The sequence below is a fragment of the Halomicrobium urmianum genome (genome assembly GCF_020217425.1).
GTDB lineage: Archaea > Halobacteriota > Halobacteria > Halobacteriales > Haloarculaceae > Halomicrobium > Halomicrobium urmianum.
The window spans coordinates 3,224,817-3,242,136 of record NZ_CP084090.1 but is presented as its reverse complement, the minus strand read 5'-3'; the positions used below and the strand labels follow the sequence as shown (position 1 = coordinate 3,242,136).

At 68.7% G+C, this 17,320-nt stretch carries 14 protein-coding genes; 3 read left to right on the top strand and 11 right to left on the bottom strand.

The genetic code is table 11. The features are described 5' to 3' along the window. Position 1 precedes the first annotated feature (1 nt). From LCY71_RS16260 to LCY71_RS16250, 3 genes are all read right to left on the bottom strand, one after another. Positions 2 to 985, bottom strand: coding sequence for a carbohydrate ABC transporter permease (locus LCY71_RS16260; protein WP_225334193.1), 984 nt, complete (start codon positions 983 to 985; stop codon positions 2 to 4). A gap of 79 nt (positions 986 to 1,064) precedes the next feature. Then, positions 1,065 to 2,615 carry an extracellular solute-binding protein gene (locus tag LCY71_RS16255; RefSeq protein WP_225334192.1) on the bottom strand — a complete coding sequence of 517 codons (1,551 nt, stop codon included), beginning with the start codon at positions 2,613 to 2,615 and terminating at the stop codon, positions 1,065 to 1,067. Positions 2,616 to 3,012: 397 nt separating this feature from the next. Continuing rightward, entirely contained in the window at positions 3,013 to 4,083 is a 1,071-nt protein-coding gene (locus LCY71_RS16250) for a TrmB family transcriptional regulator (protein WP_225334191.1), read from the bottom strand. 266 nt (positions 4,084 to 4,349) lie between these two features. Between LCY71_RS16250 and LCY71_RS16245 the strand changes: the two genes are divergently transcribed. Together LCY71_RS16245 and gfcR are read left to right on the top strand one after the other, a co-directional pair. Next, a complete protein-coding gene (locus tag LCY71_RS16245; RefSeq protein WP_225334190.1) occupies positions 4,350 to 5,168 on the top strand; it encodes a DUF8054 domain-containing protein in 819 nt (272 codons plus the stop codon). Positions 5,169 to 5,503: 335 nt separating this feature from the next. Beyond that, on the top strand, positions 5,504 to 6,145 hold the full coding sequence (gene gfcR / locus LCY71_RS16240) for a transcriptional regulator GfcR (protein ID WP_225334189.1): 642 nt from the start codon (positions 5,504 to 5,506) through the stop codon (positions 6,143 to 6,145). 14 nt (positions 6,146 to 6,159) lie between these two features. Here the strand turns inward: gfcR and LCY71_RS16235 are convergent, their stop codons facing one another. The 4 genes from LCY71_RS16235 to LCY71_RS16220 all read right to left on the bottom strand — a co-directional run bounded on the left by LCY71_RS16235 (position 6,160) and on the right by LCY71_RS16220 (position 11,501). After that, entirely contained in the window at positions 6,160 to 7,242 is a 1,083-nt protein-coding gene (locus LCY71_RS16235; protein WP_225334188.1) for a M24 family metallopeptidase, read from the bottom strand. A gap of 269 nt (positions 7,243 to 7,511) precedes the next feature. Then, entirely contained in the window at positions 7,512 to 8,657 is a 1,146-nt protein-coding gene (locus LCY71_RS16230) for a Gfo/Idh/MocA family protein (RefSeq protein ID WP_225334187.1), read from the bottom strand. Positions 8,658 to 8,894: 237 nt separating this feature from the next. Beyond that, the gene (locus tag LCY71_RS16225; RefSeq protein ID WP_225334186.1) at positions 8,895 to 9,863 is read right to left on the bottom strand and encodes a sugar phosphate isomerase/epimerase family protein; all 969 of its coding nucleotides are present in this window, start codon (positions 9,861 to 9,863) and stop codon (positions 8,895 to 8,897) included. Between the two features lie 153 nt (positions 9,864 to 10,016). After that, on the bottom strand, positions 10,017 to 11,501 hold the full coding sequence (locus tag LCY71_RS16220) for a methyl-accepting chemotaxis protein (RefSeq protein WP_225334185.1): 1,485 nt from the start codon (positions 11,499 to 11,501) through the stop codon (positions 10,017 to 10,019). 177 nt (positions 11,502 to 11,678) lie between these two features. On the opposite strand from LCY71_RS16220, the gene LCY71_RS16215 reads away from it, so the two are divergent. Then, positions 11,679 to 12,923 (top strand): mandelate racemase/muconate lactonizing enzyme family protein, encoded by a 1,245-nt coding sequence (locus LCY71_RS16215; protein WP_225334184.1) that lies wholly within the window; start codon positions 11,679 to 11,681, stop codon positions 12,921 to 12,923. A gap of 239 nt (positions 12,924 to 13,162) precedes the next feature. Here LCY71_RS16215 and LCY71_RS16210 read toward each other — a convergent pair whose 3' ends face one another. The 4 genes from LCY71_RS16210 to LCY71_RS16195 form a co-directional block, all read right to left on the bottom strand. Beyond that, positions 13,163 to 13,561 (bottom strand): SHOCT domain-containing protein, encoded by a 399-nt coding sequence (locus LCY71_RS16210; protein WP_225334183.1) that lies wholly within the window; start codon positions 13,559 to 13,561, stop codon positions 13,163 to 13,165. Positions 13,562 to 13,628: 67 nt separating this feature from the next. Continuing rightward, positions 13,629 to 14,711, bottom strand: coding sequence for a D-xylose 1-dehydrogenase Gfo6 (gfo6, locus tag LCY71_RS16205; RefSeq protein WP_225334182.1), 1,083 nt, complete (start codon positions 14,709 to 14,711; stop codon positions 13,629 to 13,631). 115 nt (positions 14,712 to 14,826) lie between these two features. Continuing rightward, entirely contained in the window at positions 14,827 to 16,452 is a 1,626-nt protein-coding gene (locus tag LCY71_RS16200) for an AMP-binding protein (protein ID WP_225334181.1), read from the bottom strand. Then, positions 16,445 to 17,296 (bottom strand): alpha/beta fold hydrolase, encoded by an 852-nt coding sequence (locus LCY71_RS16195; protein ID WP_225334180.1) that lies wholly within the window; start codon positions 17,294 to 17,296, stop codon positions 16,445 to 16,447. The genes LCY71_RS16200 and LCY71_RS16195 overlap by 8 nt, the downstream gene beginning before the upstream one ends. Positions 17,297 to 17,320 lie beyond the last annotated feature (24 nt).

The following is a 17,320-nucleotide window of genomic DNA, read 5'->3' as shown; positions in this document are numbered from 1 at the left end:
GTCAGATCGCGTCCTCCCCCTGCCAGATGATCAGTGCCATCACGATGGTCCCGATGATCGCCGCGGTCGTGAACGCGATCGTCGCGGCGGCCGCGTTGAAGCCGTTGAAAAAGGACGTCACGACCATACAGGACAGCGACGGCACGACGGTACAGCTCGACACGATGTCGATGAGGCCGTAGATTCGCAGCGCCCCGACGGCCCGGAACAGCACCGCGACGCCGACCGTCGGCAGGATCAGCGGGAACGTGATGTACTTGAACTGCTGCCACTTGCTCGCTCCGGCGACCTTCGCGACGTTGTAGAGGTCGCGATTGATGCTCTGGAGCCCGGCGAGGATCAGCAGCGCCATGAACGCCGAGGTCTTCCAGATGTCGGCCACGATGACGACGAACGTCGCGCTGGCCGTGTCGTTGAGCGTGTTCGTCGGCGCCAGGAGCCCCAGGTCCGCCAGCGGCGGGGTGAGGAACCCGACGCTCGGGTGGAACATCAGGTAGAAGATCATCCCCTGGATGACGATGGGAACGGCCCACGGGATGATGATCGCGGCCCGCATCCAGCGGCGACCGTAGAAGTCCTGGTCGAGGATCAGCGCCTGTCCGAGCCCGATCAGGGTCTCGAAGAACACGCTGATGAGGGCGAAGATGACCGTGACGGTCAGCGCGCTCGTCAGCAGTCCGCTGACGCTGAAGGCCTTCGGCAGGAACGTCGGCTCGCCCGGCAGGTACCGTTCCATGCCGCCGGTGAACAGGTTGATGTAGTTGTCCAGTCCGACGAAGTCGCCGAGGCCGGTGAACGTCTGCGCGAACAGTGACATCTCGAACGTCCGCAGCAGCGGGTAGATGGCGATGGTCCCGAGGAGGAAGAACACCGGCAGTAGCAGCAGGTACGCGTACGCGGTGTCGCTTAGATTCTCCATCCACCGGGTCAGCGCCACGATCGGCCCCGACCGCCCGGATTCTCGCCGCTGTGTCTCGGCACTCATTCCGGATCACCCGTCATGTCCTGTCGATCACCATATTAAATAATGAACTACTGCCTTTGTTAATCTGTCCCGCGATGCGTCAGCCCTGTTCGATGTTCTCCAGGTCCGAGGCGAGCGCCGACATGGCCTGCTCGGAGGACACCTCCTGTCCGACGGCGCGGTTGGCCTGCTGGGCGATGGCCTGCGATTCCTGGCTCCAGACCGGCGTGACCGGGCGAGCCATCACGTTCTCGCCGGCCACCTGCAGGGTCTCCAGGTAGCGACCGACGGGTTCGACGCTCTGGGCCTCGTCGGAGTTGAACAGTTCGGGCCGGGGCGGCAGCCACCCCTGGAGCCGGAACAGTTCGAGCGCGAAGTCCGGACTCATGACGGCCTGGACGACCTGTTCGATCACGTCTAGCTTGTTGCTGTTGGGGTTGAACGTCAGGTGCCAGCCGCCCAGTGCCGACGTGGTGCCGCCGGTGCCGGGCTGGGCCGCCTCGCTCTCGGGGACGGCGTAGGGAATCGGCATCGCACCGAGGTCCTCGCCGAGCGCGGGGTCCTCGGTCTCCTCCGGGTTCCGGCCGGTCAGCGCCAGCGAGTACGGCCAGTTGCGGTGGAAGACGGCGTTGCCCTGTGCGAACGGCGACCGGGACGTCTCCTCGATCCAGCCGAGGACGTCCGTCGGCGTGAACCCGCCGGCGTAGTTCTCGAACTCCCCGCCGAAGTCCTCGTCGTGGACGAACTTCCGCATCATGTTGAGGGAGCTGACCACCTCCGGCTCGTCGACGGTGATCGGACGCTCGCCGATGGGGCCGAAGAGGTTCTCGCGGCCGCCGAAGTAGGCGCCGCCCCACGAGGACAGAACCTCGTTGAAGGTACAGCAGGCGGTGCCCTCGTAGATGTCCCACTGGGTCGTGAACCCGTAGTCGACGTCCGCGTTGTCGTAGACGTCGGCGGCGATGTGCGACCACTCTTCCCAGGTCATCGGCTCGGTCGCCCAGTTCTCGCCCTCGGGGTCGTAGCCGGCCTCCTCGACGAGATCCTTGCGGTACTGCATCGTCGGGAAGTCCGGGAACAGCGGGACGCCGTACAGGTCGCCGGATTCGGGATCCCGCGCCGTGTCGGTGAACCCGGTGAAGTACTCCTCGTCGATCGTCGAGAGGGTGTCGTCGGACAGCGTCTCCGAGAGGTTCTGGATCAGGCCCCGCTGGATGAACACGTTCACCCAGCCGTTGTCCATCTGCAGGATGTCCGGCTCCGCCTGTCCGGAGTCCAGTATCCGGTTGTAGTTCGTCCGGACCTCGCCGGTGTCCTGCGCGCTGGGCACCCACTCGATCTCGATGTCGTCGCTGAGACCGCCGGCCTCGTGGAGTGCCGTCTTCATCTCCTCGCCGGCCGTCTCGACTGCCGTCGGACCGATACCCCACCGAACGGTGGTCGTCTCGCCGCCGCCGGCGTCGCCCGTCGTGGTACCGTTCTGTCCGCCGTCGCCGCCATTGCCACCATCGCCGCCGTCGCCGCCACCGCCGATGAACTCGGCACAGCCCGCCAGTCCAGCGGCCACACCCGAGGCGCCCGCAGCGGACACGAACCGGCGGCGCGAAACGCTGCCACGCTCTCTATCGTCGTCTGAGCCGTTGGAAGACATTCTCTTTCGATGTGTTGCGACGGATGTACTTAAACATTACCAATAGTTAACTACAGTGGTTGTAAATGAATAGCTCGTGTGGATTACTGGAGATTATTTCCGATCGATTTCCATAGTTTGATCTGGGCCGGACTCGCATTATGGGGCGATTCCGTTATTTCTGCACCTTTGGTTGTCGAAGGCAACGCGAACGGCGATCGGGATAACACCCACCGTTAACGCTGCAGCGCTGCGAATTAGTCGGATACAGTCGGTGTTGCTGGCGGGAGTAGCACCGCTTTTCGGAAACGAAAGCGGCGAGAACTACTGGTAAATCCCGATTCACACGGGCCGTTGTCGCGGCGTCGTCAGTCGATTCCGGCGTCGGACAGACGAGAGCGGGACGCGACAGTCGGCGTCACTCGACGTCAGTGACGATGATCGACGTGGCCTCGATCTCCTCGATGACCGCTCCCCAGCCGCCGGCGGACACCGTCCCCGAGCCGGTGTCGACGGTGATGCTCGCCCGGCCGGACAGTTCGGCCAGCGGGAGGGTGTCGTCGTCGGTCGACTCACCCGAGTACTCGATCCCGATGATCTCCCCGCTGACCGTCCGCTCGGCGTTCGTCTCGGTGTCGCGGCCGGTGACGGTCGCGCGGACCGTCGCCCCGTCGTCGAGCAGCGGGTGAACGTCGCGAATGCAGGCCCGCAGGTCCACGTAGGTCCGCGGCGTGTCCGCTGTCCGCTCCGTGTAGATCGTCTCCCAGATCTCCCAGAGACAGGTCTGGAAGAACCAGTGGAAGACGTACGCGTGGGCCCGGTCGCTGACGAGGACGCCGTACTCGTTGACGGACTGCTCGTGGGGGGCGAAACAGGTCCAGGCCCGGTCGGCGATCGCGAGGAACGGTGACGGGACGTTCCGGTACCGGGCCTCGGTGCAGGTCGCCGCCAGTTCCTCTCTGCCGGGGAGGGCGTCTCTGCCGTCCCGCGTGGAGAGGCTCAGTTTGACGTAGACGCCCCGGTCCCGAGCGGCTTCCAGTTCGTCCGCCAGCAGTCCGAACTGGTCTGCGGTCACGCTGAGCTGGACCTGGTGCTCCGCCTCCTCGATGACGTCCCGGGCGCGGGAGAGGACCGTGTCGAACCGCTTGACGACGCTGACCTCGTGCTCGGCCATCGCCGGCTGGTTCCACCGGTCCTCGATGGCCTCCGCGGCGGTCAGGTACTGGTTCGAGCGCGAGCGGAGGTCGTCGAGCACCTCCTCGGGGTCGTGGGCCCGGGCGGTCAGGGTGTCCTGCTGGTAGGTCTCGATGTACCCCTTCGACTCCAGGTCCCGGAGGACGTCGTAGATTCGCGGGTCGGGGACGTCGCAGGCGTCGGCGACGTCGGTGGCCGAGGCGTTCCCCAGGTCCAGCAGCGTGACGTACGTCTCGGCCTGGTAGGGGGAGAGCCCGGCGTCCTCCAGCACCGCGATCAGTTCGTCGTCGTTCATTAGTTTGTGGCCACTTCCGCACGCCGGGTTAAATTCTCGTCGCTGTATTCGACCGGCCTCCCGGACGTCCGGACGACCCGGCAGTCGAACGCCTCGGCCGCCGGCCGCCACCGACGGCGACCGGCCGCGGCGTCGTACGGATCGCCATCTCTCGGCACGGGTATCGGAGGCGACAGTAATGATGTGTCGCCGGCCCCGACGGGACCGACCGCTCCGGCGCCGCCGCGGCCTCAACGCTGAAGCGGCTCGCCGTCCAACTGTGGGGCATGGACGTCGTCGGTCACCTCAGGAACCCGGACTACACGGGCGAACGCAGGTGCATGCCCTGTACGGTCGTCAACGTCGCCGTCGTCGCGCTGGTAACTGCGGGCCTCGCCGCCGTCGGCCGCCCGTTCGTCGCCGGCGGCGCGGCGCTCGCGGGCCTCGCTCTCGTGGCACTGCGGGGGTACGTCGTCCCGTACACGCCGCAGTTCGCGCCCCGCATCGTGGCCGCACTCCCCGTCCCCGACGCCTGGTTCCACCGGGACGGTGCGGTCTCGCCCGACGGCGGCCAGCCCGGCGGAGACGGATCGCTCGCCGACGCGAACGAACTCTCGGGGGAAGCGGTGCTCCGGCGACTGGGAGAGGCGGGCGTGATCCGCGAGGACGGCGACCGGATCGTCCTCGACGAGGAGTTCGAGCGGCTCTGGCACGGCGGCATGGATCAGCTGCGGACGGGCTCGGAACTCGTCGCGGCCGTCGAGTCGTTCCCCGGGATCGAGGCCGCCGAGGCCGTCGAGACCGACGACGGCCGCTGGATCGACGTCCAGGGACAGTCGAGGCTCGTGCCCCGTCCCGTCGCCGTGGCCGAGGCGGCGGCCGTCTGGGCGATGCCCGACGGCGTGCGCGACGAGGTGGCGCTCGCCGCGGCCCGGCCGCTCAGGCAGTTCCTCGAGGAGTGCCCGGTCTGCGAGACGCCGCTGGAGGCGTCCTCGACGGCGTCGTGTTGCGGCGGCCACAGGAATCCCCGGCAGACGCCCCAGGAGACGCTGGTCTGTCCGGAGTGCCAGCAGCGGGTCGTGACGCTTCCCCGGCCACAGAGCTGATCGGGCGGTCGATGCTCCCGGCCAGCGGGACGCACGACTGTCCGCGCGAGGGACACGTCGAGAGGTAGCAAAAAGGACCGGGCGTGATGGGGTCGTATATCGGCAGACGTGGGGGGAGTGGGGGTGGGGAGTGGGGGGATCTGCCGGTATCGCCAGCGTGGCGGACTGCCATCACCGCCCAGTCGGGCAAATCTATTACCGGGCGGTGTAAATCTGTGTCGATCGACGCCCGTCCCATCGGTTTCGGAGAAACGGTGGGGCACGAGAGATCCCCGGCGCTCTCTCGGCGGTTCGATCCCACCGGGTATTAATTCCTCCCCCGACGACTACCACGTATGAAAAACATCGACGACCTCATCGAGAGCGCCACGGAACTGGCCGAGCGCGGTCTCTCGAAGGGCGAGATCGCCGACGAGCTGAACGTCTCCCGCGAGACGGCGAGCTGGCTCGTCCAGCAGGGCGGCGCCGAGCAGGAGCCGTCCATCGACGCCGCCAGCGGACCCCACGACATCCACGTCGACTGGAGCGCCGTCGGCCGGGACAGCGCCCGCCTCTCCTACCTGGGCAAGGCGATGGCCGACCTCCTCTCGAAGCAGGGCGAAGACGTCGACCTCACCATCGGCGTCGAGAAGGCCGGCGCGCCGCTTGCGACGACCGTCGCGCGCGAACTCGAGACCGATCTGGGCACCTACGCCCCCAGCAAGCACCAGTGGGACGACGAACGCGACGAGGGTCTCGACGGCTCGTTCTCGCGCAACTTCGCCCAGATCCGGGGCCGCAACTGCTACGTCGTCGACGACACCATCACCAGCGGCACCACGATGACGGAGACGATCCAGGCCATCCGCGACCAGGGCGGCACCCCCGTCGCCTGCGTCGTCATGGCCGACAAGCGCGGCCTCGGCGACATCGAGGGCGTCCCCGTCTACTCGCTGATGCAGGTCATCCGCGTCGGCAGCGAGAGCCCCGAGGAGTAGTCCCCGCCCGCCGATCACCGCGACAGCACGGCGTGCCGTTCCAGCGTCAGGTCGTAGCCGATCGCCGAGACCTCGCGGGTCGGCCACTCGCCGGTCGCGGTCACGGGTTCCACGTCGTCGCCCGTGACCAGGTGGAGGTCCTCGCTCTTGGCCCCCTGGACCGTCGGGTTCCACGAGTAGGCCATCGGTAGCTCCACCGGCGCGCCGTGGTCGGGCGTGGCGATCCACTCCCGGCCGGCGAAGCCCGCCGCGCCGCCCTGATGGTGGTTGCGCCACTCGCCCTCCCAGCCGAGGTCGGCGTACGCGTCCTGAATCGCCTCGAACACGTCGCCGGCGGTGCCGCCTTCGTTGCCGACCTCGCGCGTCGCGGCCAGCGCCGTCGCCTCGACGCGCATCGCGTCCCGGGTCCGCTCAGCCAGCCACTCCGGCGCGTCGAACGCGACGGTCCGGGTCGTGCTGGCGAACAGGCCGTCCCGGTCCGCGGTGACCGACAGCAGGGCGTAGTCGCCTAGTTCGACGTCCGTCGGCGTGTAGTGGCGATACCGCTGGGCGCGCTCGCCGCTCCCGACGAGGACGACCGGCGTACCCGCTCCCTCCGCTTCGATGGCCCGGCGTAGTTCGGCCGCCACCTCGCGTTCGGTGTCGTCGGCCGAGCACCCGCGCGCGACCGACTCCACCGCCGCCGCCACGTCCTCAGAGAGCGATCGGTACTGCTCGATCTGCTCGTCGGTCAGGGGCTGGCGCAGCGCCGATGCGTCGACCGACTCGAACCCCGGCACGTCGAAGTCCGCCGCGGCCGGCGTCGGACTGGCCCGCTCGACGGCCTCGGCTAGTCCGTCCTCGTACCACTGGACCGCCTCGACGGTGGCGTCCGCCGGCAGCTCCTCGTCGCGCAGCCGCGGCGCCTCGATGTTGTCCGTCACGACAGTGACCCCGTCGCCGTCGTAGCCCGCCGCCGCCACGCCGACGTCGCCGGCCCGGTCCACGACGTTGTCGCCCCCGCCCGTCACCCAGGCGAAGGAGTTCGGCCGCGCGAACCAGACCGCTTCGAGGTCGTTCTCGGAGAGATACTCGTCTAGCCGCTCGGTGACTGCCATACACGGTGGTGGCGCCGTCTCCGGGTTAAAGGATTGGGAGGGGCGGCTATAGTAGAAATTGAAACTACTTACACATCGAAGGGCATCACGGGGGCCCCTCGAGTGTGTCAGTGCGTTCAATTTCTACTATAGCAACGGTCGGTTCGACAGTAGCAGTATCGACGACTGAGAACAGCCGGAAAGCGCCCGCCGACGACCGGGGGCATTCTGGCTGTTCACGCCCTCGATAGCACGATAAAAGGCGTCCGAACAGAAGGCGAAAGGATCCGCTATTCCAGGGCGACCCGCTCGCCGCGCTCGTCGCTCTCGGCGATGGCGTCGAGCACGCGCTGGGCCTTCAGGCCGTCCTGGAAGCTCGGCTCGAACTCGCCGTCGCCGGCGATGGCCGAGAGGAACTCGTAGTTCTCGTGGACGAACAGGTGTTCCCAGCCGATGACGTGGCCCGGCGGCCACCAGTGGTCGACGTAGGGGTCGGACTCGTCGGTGACGAGCACGCGCTCGTAGCCGCGGGAGCCCTCGCGCTTGACCTGCAGTTCGTTCAGCCGTTCGAGGTCGAACTTGACGCCGCCCTTCGAGCCCTCGATCTCGATGGTGTGGGCGTTCTTGTGGCCGTTGGCGAAGCGGGAGCCCTCCAGCGTGCCCATGGCGCCGTTCTCGAAGGCGACCTGGGCGCTGTAGGCGTCGTCGACGGTGACCTCGCGGGTCTCGGTGGCGTCGCCGTCGCCGGAGTCCTCCAGGCTGCCGCCGCCGCCGACGGGCCGCTCCTCGACGAACGTCCGGAGGTGGCCGCTGACCTCCGTGATGTCGCCCGCCGCGTCCCCGAGCAGGAAGTGCGCGAGGTCGACGGTGTGGGCTCCGAGGTCGCCCAGCGCGCCGCTGCCGGCCATCTCCTCGTCGTTGCGCCACGACCAGGGTGCACTGGGGTCGACGAGCCAGTCCTGGAGGTACTGCCCCCGGAAGTGGTGGATCTCGCCGAGTTCGCCGTCCTCGATCAGTCCCTTCGCGTACCGGATGGCGGGCACGAACCGGTAGTTGAAGGCCGTCCCGGCGACGACGCCGGCGTCGGCGGCGGCGTCGGCCATCTCCTCAGCGGTGGAGAGCGTCGGGGCCAGCGGCTTCTCGCAGAAGACGGGCGTGCCGGCCTCCAGCGCAGCGACAGAGGGCTCGGGATGGACGTGGTTCGGGCCGAGGTTGTAGAAGACGTCCACCTCGTCGACGACGTCCCGCCAGTCGGTGGCAGTGCGGTCGAAGCCCAGCGTGTCCGCGGCCTCGGCGAGGGCCTCCTCGTCGCGACCGACGATGACGTCCCGGTTGGTCTCCGGGGCGTCGGGGAAGAACATCGGGAGCCGATCCAGCGCGTTCGAGTGGGCCTTGCCCATGAAGCGGTAGCCCAGAATTCCAATGTCAAGCGTCATGCGGCGGTCACCTCCGTTGTACCGCGAGCGCGCCGTCGGCGCGCGAGCGGCTTTTTCGCCCACGTTTTTCCGCGAGTGGTGCGCGGAGCGCACCCGAGCGGAAAAAGGTGGTTGCCAATGAAGCGGTAGCCCAGGATGCCGACGTCGAGTGTCATGTGTAGTGGAGTATCGTGTATGGTGGTAAGCGGTGTGGTTGGCGTGCGGTGCTGTCAATTCGGACTGCGTCCGACGGACGGGTTACGCCCAGTAGGCTTCGCCGGGCGTGGTCTCGAAGACGGCCCGGGAGAGCACGTCGACGGCCTTCTCCAGGCCCTCGTTCGAGGAGGTCAGCGAGTCCTCGTGCTCGATGGACAGCGCGCCGTCGTAGTCGACCATCCGCAGCGTCGAGACGACGTCCTTCCAGTGGCCCTCGTCGTGGCCGTAGCCGATGGAGCGGAACAGCCACGAGCGGTTCGGCTCGTCGGTGTACGGCGCCGTGTCGAGGACGCCCTTCTCGCGGGCGTTGGCGTCGTACACCTTGGTGTCCTTGGCGTGGAAGTGGTGGATGGCGTCCTCCTCGCCGAGCAGGCGGATCGCGTCGGTGACGTCGATGCCCTGCCAGTAGAGGTGTGAGGGGTCGAAGTTGGCTCCGATGCGCTCGTTGGTGGCCTCGCGGAGCCGCAGCATGCTGCGGGGCTCGTAGACGAGCATGTTGGGGTGCATCTCGATGGCGACGTCAACGCCGTGCTCCTCGGCGTGCTCGGCGATCTCCGACCAGTAGGGGATCGCGACCTCTTCCCACTGGTACTCCAGAGCCTCGCTGTGCTCGTTGGGCCACGGAGCGGTGATCCAGTTGGGGACCTCGCCGGCCTCGCTGCCGGCGGGCAGGCCCGAGAAGCAGGTGACCGCGTCGACGCCGAGCTGGCCGGCCAGTTCGATGGCCTCGCGCAGTTCGGTGTCGGCCTCTTGCGCCCGCTCCTCGTCGGGGTGGATCGGGTTGTTGTGCGTCGCGATCGCGCTGATCCACATGTCGTGCTCCTCGACGGTCTCGAGGAGGTCCGCTTGCGCGTCCTCGTCGTCGAGGTACTCGTCGCGCGGCAGGTGGTCGTCGCCGACGAAGCCGCCACACCCCAGTTCCACGGCGTCGACGCCGATGTCGTCGAGGTACGCGAGCGCTTCGTCGATGGGCTGGTCGCCGAGCGGAACGGTGAGGACACCTACGTCCATGCGTGGGACTACCTATACCTGTTGTATAAAAATGAGGGAGGCGGTCCTGTTCGCCGGCGAACCGACGTCGTACAGGACAGAGGCTGTCGTAGAAATTGAAGCTATTTACACATCGAAGGGGACCCCGGGCACCCATCGAGTGTGTCAGTGCGTTTAATTTCTACTGTACTCCCCGCCGGCGTCGTACTCGTCGAACAGCGCGGAGAGCTGTTCGGCCCGCATCGAGAGGGTCCGGGCCTCGACGTCCATCTCGCCGAGTGCGAGGTTCTGTTCCTCGGCGACGGCCGCGACGTGTTCGGCCTCGTCGACGTTCTCGCGCGACGTCTCGACGACCTGCTCGGCGATGGAGGCGACCTCCTCCGAGGAGGCGGCCTGATCGTCGGTCGCCTCGCTGATCTCCTCGACGCCGCGGGCCGTGTCCTCGACGTGCTCCGCGATCGACTCCAGGGCCGCAAGGGCCTCCCCGACGGTCTCCCGGCCGTGCTCGACGGAGTCGCGCATCTCGCAGATCTCGGCGGCGGCCTCGTCGGTCCGCTCCTGGATCGCACCGATGCGGTCCTCGATCTGGTCGGTGGCCTCCTTGGTCTCCTCGGCCAGCGACTTCACCTCGTCGGCGACGACGCCGAAGCCGTTGTTCTCGGCCCCCGACGAAGCGTGGGCGGCCTCGATCGAGGCGTTCAGCGCGAGGATGTTGGTCTGCTCCGCGATGTCGTCGATCAGGTCGACGATCTCGCCGACCTCGTCCATCCGCTCGGTAAGGTCCTCGTCGGTCGCCACGACCTCCCCGGTCCGGTCGGCCGTCTCGGCCATCGCCTCACTGGCCTCGCGGCCGGCCTCGATCCCCTCCTCGGTCCGCTCCTCGGTCCTGTCGGCCCGCTTCGAGACCTGGTCGGCCGAGGCGGCGATCTCCTCGACCGTGGCGGACATCTCCGACATCTCGTCGCTGATCCGGGAGATCTGCTCGTGCTGTTCGGCGAAGACGTCGGCGATCTCCTGGATGGTCCCGGCGACGCTCTCGCTGGCCTCTGTGACCGCCTGCGTGGCGCCGGCGACCTGCTCGCTGGAGTCGGCGACGTCCCCGGAGAACTCGTCGGCGGCGTCGACGGTCTGCTGGAAAGCGCCCGCCATCTCGTTGAACGCCGCGGCGAGGTCGGCCAGCGCCGGGTCCGGCGCGTCCTCGTCCATCCGCCGGCCCAGCTGACCGTCGGCGGCCGCTTCGAGGACGGTGCCGTACTCCCGGAGGTACTCCTGCAGTTCGTCGGTCGTCGGCGGGTCCGCGGTCGCGACGCCGCCGTCGGTCGTCGCGACGGGCTCCTGCGGCATCGACTGCTCGCGGGCCGCCGACGGGTCGCCGCGGACCGATTCGAGTTCCGCGGCCAGCTCGTCCCGGCGGCTCCGGGCCTCGTCCCGCTCCGCCCGGTACCGGTCGCGCTCGGCCACCAGTGCCTCGAAGCGCCTGTCGAGGGAGAACAACGAGTACGCGCCCGCGACCAGCGCCCCGGCGAGGCCGACCAGGGACAGCGGAGCGTGCAGTCCGGCCGGCGCGGCGGCCGCGACCAGAGCCTGGTAACAGCCGTGGGCGACCTGGGCGGCGATTCCCGCGGCCAGACTCCGTCTGTGGGGGTTCTCGGGGGTCATCGATGGGAATTCTCTGCCGGGCGTTTCGCCGGACCGCTCATAAAGCCGCCCCGGAATTTATCAGAAATGAAACCGTCCGTGAGACGGGCGATCGACGGTGGCTCCCGGGACCGCCGGACCTCGGACGGCCGAGCCGGGACAGAACCGCTTTTGAACCGGGGGCCGGAACGGTCCCACATGGGGAACGACATCAACTACGCCGATCTTCACGATCCCAACGCGGAGTACACGATGCGAGAGCTGTCCTCTGACACCATGGGCGTCGATATCGAGCGCGGCGGCGGCCGCGACGTCGAGATCACCGACGTCCAGACCACCATGGTCGACGGGAACTTCCCGTGGACGCTCGTCCGCGTCTACACCGACGCCGGCGTCGTGGGCACGGGCGAGGCCTACTGGGGGGCCGGGGTGCCGGAACTCATCGAGCGGATGAAGCCGTTCGTCATCGGCGAGAACCCGCTGGACATCGACCGCCTCTACGAGCACCTGATCCAGAAGATGTCCGGCGAGGGCAGCGTCGAGGGCGTCACGGTCACCGCCATCGCCGGCATCGAGGTCGCGCTGCACGACCTCGCCGGCAAGATCCTCGAAGTACCCGCCTACCAGCTGCTGGGCGGCAAGTACCGCGATCACATGCGCGTGTACTGCGACTGCCACACCGAGGAGGAGGCCGACCCCGAGGCCTGCGCCGACGAGGCCCGCCGCGTCGTCGACGAACTGGGCTACGACGCCCTGAAGTTCGACCTCGACGTCCCCTCCGGCCTGGAGAAGGACCGCGCCAACCGTCACCTCCGGCCCGGCGAGATCCGCCACAAGGCCGAGATCGTCGAGAAGGTCACCGAGGAGGTCAAGGACGAGGCCGACGTCGCCTTCGACTGCCACTGGACTTTCTCCGGCGGCTCCGCCCAGCGCTTGGCCGAGGCCGTCGAGGACTACGACGTCTGGTGGCTCGAGGACCCCGTCCCGCCGGAGAACCTCGAGGTCCAGAAGGAGGTCACCGACTCGACGACCACACCGATCACCGTCGGCGAAAACCGCTACCGCGTCACCGAGGAGCGCCGCCTGATCGAGGAGCAGGCCGTCGACATCATCGCGCCGGACATGCCCAAGGTGGGCGGCATGCGCGAGACCCGCAAGATCGCCGACGTCGCCAACCAGTACTACGTCCCCGTCGCGATGCACAACGTCTCCTCGCCCGTCGCGACGATGGCCAGCGCCCACGTCGGCGCCGCCATCCCCAACTCCCTCGCCGTCGAGTACCACAGCTACGAACTCGGCTGGTGGAGCGACCTGGTCGAGGAGACGGTCATCGAGGACGGCTACATCGAGATCCCCGAGGAGCCCGGCCTCGGCGTCACGCTCGACCTCGACGCCGTCGAGGAGCACATGGTCGACGGCGAGACGCTGTTCGATCCGGCGTAAGCCGGATCGAACCGGCGAATCTTCAATTCGACTCGTTCGACGAAGCGTAGCTTCGTCGTGCTCGGAAGACGAGCGGAGCGAGTCTTCCGGTGTTCGACGAGGAATAATCGGCACGCGGAGCCGTTGTATCGGCGACGGTGCGGATTCTTCCGAGTGAGACCTAAAGCCGTCCGCTGGCCGCCTCTCGAAGTTTTCTGCGTTCGCCGCGCCTCCGAGAATACAGCGGGCCGTTCCGCCGCTTACCGCCGCTCCCGTTCCAGTTCCCGGTCGATCGGATCGGGTTCGCGGTCGTCCATCGCTCGCTCCAGTTTGCGCTCGAACTCCGCCTCGGTCAGCTTGCCCTCGGCGTACTGCTGCTGGAGCCTGTCGACGGGGTCGTCGGACGTCTCGGTGGTCGTGGCGCGACCGAGGTCGGTGCCCGGAACGGTCTCGGTCGCTGGTCCGCCGTCGCTCAACGCCCACCTGGCGACCCGGTACCCGACGTAGCCGAGGACGGCCATGCCGACGAGGGCCGCGACGCCGACCAGGGCCATCCAGACGGCGCTCAGGACCATCCCGACGACCGAGAGCACGGCGCTGACGGCCACGAGCAGGGCGAGTCCGAGCAGGGCATACTTCGTCAGCGTGCGGAGGGCCATGTGGGTCCCTGCGCGGGCCGGACGGATAATCCCTGTCGTCGCTCGTACGGACTGCTGGAGGTCCGTGTCAGAGGTCGATCCGCTCGCCGCGCTCGGCGGACTCGAAGACGGCCTCGATGGCGCGCATGTCGACGAGGCCGTGCTCGGCGTCGCCCGGCGGCTGGCGGTCGGTGAGCAGGTGGTTGGCAAAGTACTCGAACTCCTCGTTCATCTGCTGCTTCTCGCCCCACTCGGGGAGGGTCAGGTCCGCTTCGACGTCGCCGCGGGAGACGGTCAGGTCAGAGGGCCCGAGGAAGGCGGGCTCCAGCAGGAGTTCCCCCTCGGTGCCGGTGATCCGGAGGAAGCCGTTCTTGTGGACGTTCTGGCTGGCGGTCATCGACGCCAGTACGTTGCCCTCGTAGGTGATCGTGAACGCGGCCCGCTCATCGGGGACGTCCTCGAAGCCCTCGGCACCGGAGTAGGTGGCCGCCTGGACGGACTGGGGGGCGCTGTCAAGCACGAACCGCGTCGTGTTGATCGGGTAGATGCCCAGGTCGGTGACGGACGCGCCCGGCCCGGCCAGGTCGGGGTCGAGGCGCCACTGGTCGGGATCGGGGATCATCTCCAGCAGGGGCTGGCCCATGTGCCCGTGGACGTGGGCAGGCTCGCCGATGAAGCCCGACTCGACGAGTTCGCGCATCCGGCGGACGGCCGGGTCGGTGTGCATCCGGTAGGCCACCATCAGCGTGACGTCGTCGGCGGCGTCGACGGCCTCGACGATCTGCTCGGCGCGCTCCGAAGACGCCTCCATGGGCTTCTCCAGGAGCACGTCCTTGCCGGACTCGGCGGCCGCCTCGACGTAGGGCAGGTGCAGCGCGTTCGGCGTGGCGACGTAGACGGCGTCGTAGTGCTCCGCGGCCTCGCCGTCTTGGAACTCGTCGTAGGTCAGCGCGGCCTCGACGGTGTCGACCTCCGCGGCGAAGTCCTCGGCCTTCTCCGTGGAGCTGCTGACGACTACCGTCGTCTCGCAGATGTCCGACTCGTTGGTCGCGGGCACGGCGTACTCCCGGGTCCACCAGCCCAGCCCGACCATCGCGAAGCGGACGGTGCCCTCGGCGTCCTCCTCCCAGTCGCGGCGCTCGAAGTCGTCGAAGTGGCCTTCCAGATCCATGTGCGAGCGCTCGGACGGGTATGGCATAAGTGTGGGCGGACTGCGATGGACGTCCATGTAGGAATCGAGATCGCCAGCGAGCCCCGCTGCCCCGCCGCCAGACGGCGGGGAGCGGTCAACCGCCGAACTCGCGCTCGACGGCCTCGCGGTCGACCTTGGCCGGCCCGCTCTTCGGGAGTTCGTCCACGACCGCGACGCGACGCGGGCGCTTGTACCCGGCCAGCCGGTCGTCGAGGAACTCGGCCAGGTCGTCGGCGCTCGGGGGCTCCGCGTCGGGGTCCGCCACTGGCTCGACGACGGCCGTTCCGACCTGACCCCACTGCTCGTCGTCGACGGGGACCACGACAACCTCGCCGACGCCGGGGTGGGCTGCGACGGCGTCCTCGACCTCGGCGGGGTAGACGTTCTCGCCGCCGCTGACGAACATGTCGGACTTGCGACCCTCGACGCTAACGTACCCGTCGTCGTCGATGCGCGCCAGGTCGCCCGTCGAGAGCCACGCGCCGCCGGTGCGGGGGCCGTCGCCGCCGGCGGCCTCGTCGCCGAACGTCGCCGCCGTTTCCTCGTCGCGCCCCCGGTAGCACGTCGCCGAGTGGGGCGAGCGCAGCTCGAGTTCGCCCACCGCGCCCGGATCGAGCTCCCCGCCCTCGTCGTCGACGACGCGGGCGTCGACGTGCATCGCGGGGACGCCGACGGTGTCGGCCTTCTCGCGGTCCCACCCCTCCGGCATGGCGAAGTTGTTGGGGCCGCACTCCGTGAGCCCGTAGCCCTGCGAGAGGTCGACGCCGCGGTCCCACCAGGCCCGCATGACGGCCTCGCGGCAGGGACCGCCACCGGACTTTGCGAGGCGCAGCGAGGAGAGGTCGGTCTCCGCCCAGCGGTCGTGCTCGGTCATCGCCCGCAGGACGGTCGGCACCGCCACGAGGACGGTGGCCGACCGCTCCTCGATCAGCCGGAGCACCGCGCCGGGCTCGAACGCCCGGTCGATCACGACGGTCCCGCCCATGTGGAAGACGGGGAGCGTCAGCACGTTCCACCCGCCAGTGTGGAACATCGGGAACACCATCGGCGTGACGTCGTCCGGCCGTAGCCCCCACGCCGTGATGGTGTTCAGCGAGTTCCAGACGACCGCCTCGTGGCAGATCTCCGTCTCCTTCGGCGTGCCCGTTGACCCGCCGGTGTGCAACAGGAGGTGGGGGTCGCCCGGCGCGAGGTCCGGACCGTCGTAGGCGGCGTCCGCCTCCGGGAGGGCGTCCCCGTAGGGCTCCCACGTCGCGACGCCGTTCGTCGTCAGCGTCAGCGCGGGTGGATCGACGTCGGCCAGTTCGAGCGCCTCGACGACCCCGTCGGCGAACGGCTCCTCGACCACGAGCAACGACGGGTCAACGTCGTCCAGCAGGGCGGCGAGTTCGGGCGGCGCGAGCCGGTAGGACAGCGGCGCGAGGACGCCGCCGGTCTTCCCCGTGGCGAAGAAGAGGTCGACGTACTCCGGACGGTTCCGTGCGAGCACGGTCACGCTCCCGGGTTCGTGGTCCGCTGCCGCGCGCTCCTCACGAGCGTCTGGGGCCGTCACCCCGTACTCGGCCAGCAGCCGGGCGGTCCGGTTCGCCCGACGGTCGAGGTCGGCGTAGGTGTACTCCGCGCCGGTCGCGGCGTCGACCAGGCCGACCCAGTCGGGGGTCAGCGCCGCTCGCCGGCCGCTCCAGTTCCCGACCCAGCGCTGGGGACCGTGCTCAGACATCGTCGAGGAAGGACAGCAGCCGTTCGTTCACGAGTTCATTCCGCTCGACGAAGAACAGGTGGGAGCCGCCGGCGACGGTCTCCAGGCGAGCGTCGGGGAGCCCGTCGGCCAGCAGCCGGCCGTTCTCGACGGGCACGACGCGGTCGTCGGTGCCGTGGAGGACGAGCGCGGGGACGTCGACCTCGTCGAGGCGGTCGGTCGCGTCGAACGACGTCGCCGCCGCGGCCTGCCACTCGTAGGCCCGATCGGAGGGATCCGTCTCCAGGCGCCGGTCGACGATGCGGTCGATCACTTCGGGGTTCGCGTCCCAGAAGTCGTCCGTAAACGCCGGCCGCATCCTGTACCGGATCGACTCCACCCGGTCGAGGCCACGGGGGACGTCGAACACGCGTGCCCGCGCGTCGTCCGGCATCGGGACGGCCTCGTCGCCGCCGGCCGAGGTACACAGCAGCGAGAGCGACGCGGCGCCGTCGTAGTCCAGCGCGTACTGGAGGGCGATCATCCCGCCGAGGCTCGCGCCGACGAGGTGCGCGCGGTCCACCCCGGCGTCGTCGAGGACCGCCGCCATGTCGCCGGCCATCTCCTCCGTCGTGTACGGCCCCTCCGGTTCGTCCGACTCGCCGGTGCCGCGGTTGTCCCAGACCACTGTCCGATACGACTCGGCGAGCGCGGGGCGCTGCCAGCCCCACATCCAGGTGCCGTAGCCGAGTCCCTCGACGAACGCCACCGCCGTGGCGTCGTCTGGACCCGCCGTCTCGTAGCGGAGTCGAACCCCGTCGGGCCGCTCTCGACGGGCCCAGCCGCGTGAACTCGCACGGACCCCGTCGTTGCTGGTGAAGTGCATATGTAGTTCATGTGATTCGTCCAC

Bases quoted from the DNA above. Each gene is read 5' to 3' on its own strand.
- LCY71_RS16260 (WP_225334193.1), bottom strand. From the start codon at position 985: ATGAGTGCCGAGACACAGCGGCGAGAATCCGGGCGGTCGGGGCCGATC.
- LCY71_RS16255 (WP_225334192.1), bottom strand. From the start codon at position 2,615: ATGTCTTCCAACGGCTCAGACGACGATAGAGAGCGTGGCAGCGTTTCG.
- LCY71_RS16250 (WP_225334191.1), bottom strand. From the start codon at position 4,083: ATGAACGACGACGAACTGATCGCGGTGCTGGAGGACGCCGGGCTCTCC.
- LCY71_RS16245 (WP_225334190.1), top strand. From the start codon at position 4,350: ATGGACGTCGTCGGTCACCTCAGGAACCCGGACTACACGGGCGAACGC.
- gfcR (WP_225334189.1), top strand. From the start codon at position 5,504: ATGAAAAACATCGACGACCTCATCGAGAGCGCCACGGAACTGGCCGAG.
- LCY71_RS16235 (WP_225334188.1), bottom strand. From the start codon at position 7,242: ATGGCAGTCACCGAGCGGCTAGACGAGTATCTCTCCGAGAACGACCTC.
- LCY71_RS16230 (WP_225334187.1), bottom strand. From the start codon at position 8,657: ATGACGCTTGACATTGGAATTCTGGGCTACCGCTTCATGGGCAAGGCC.
- LCY71_RS16225 (WP_225334186.1), bottom strand. From the start codon at position 9,863: ATGGACGTAGGTGTCCTCACCGTTCCGCTCGGCGACCAGCCCATCGAC.
- LCY71_RS16220 (WP_225334185.1), bottom strand. From the start codon at position 11,501: ATGACCCCCGAGAACCCCCACAGACGGAGTCTGGCCGCGGGAATCGCC.
- LCY71_RS16215 (WP_225334184.1), top strand. From the start codon at position 11,679: ATGGGGAACGACATCAACTACGCCGATCTTCACGATCCCAACGCGGAG.
- LCY71_RS16210 (WP_225334183.1), bottom strand. From the start codon at position 13,561: ATGGCCCTCCGCACGCTGACGAAGTATGCCCTGCTCGGACTCGCCCTG.
- gfo6 (WP_225334182.1), bottom strand. From the start codon at position 14,711: ATGGATCTGGAAGGCCACTTCGACGACTTCGAGCGCCGCGACTGGGAG.
- LCY71_RS16200 (WP_225334181.1), bottom strand. From the start codon at position 16,452: ATGTCTGAGCACGGTCCCCAGCGCTGGGTCGGGAACTGGAGCGGCCGG.
- LCY71_RS16195 (WP_225334180.1), bottom strand. From the start codon at position 17,296: ATGCACTTCACCAGCAACGACGGGGTCCGTGCGAGTTCACGCGGCTGG.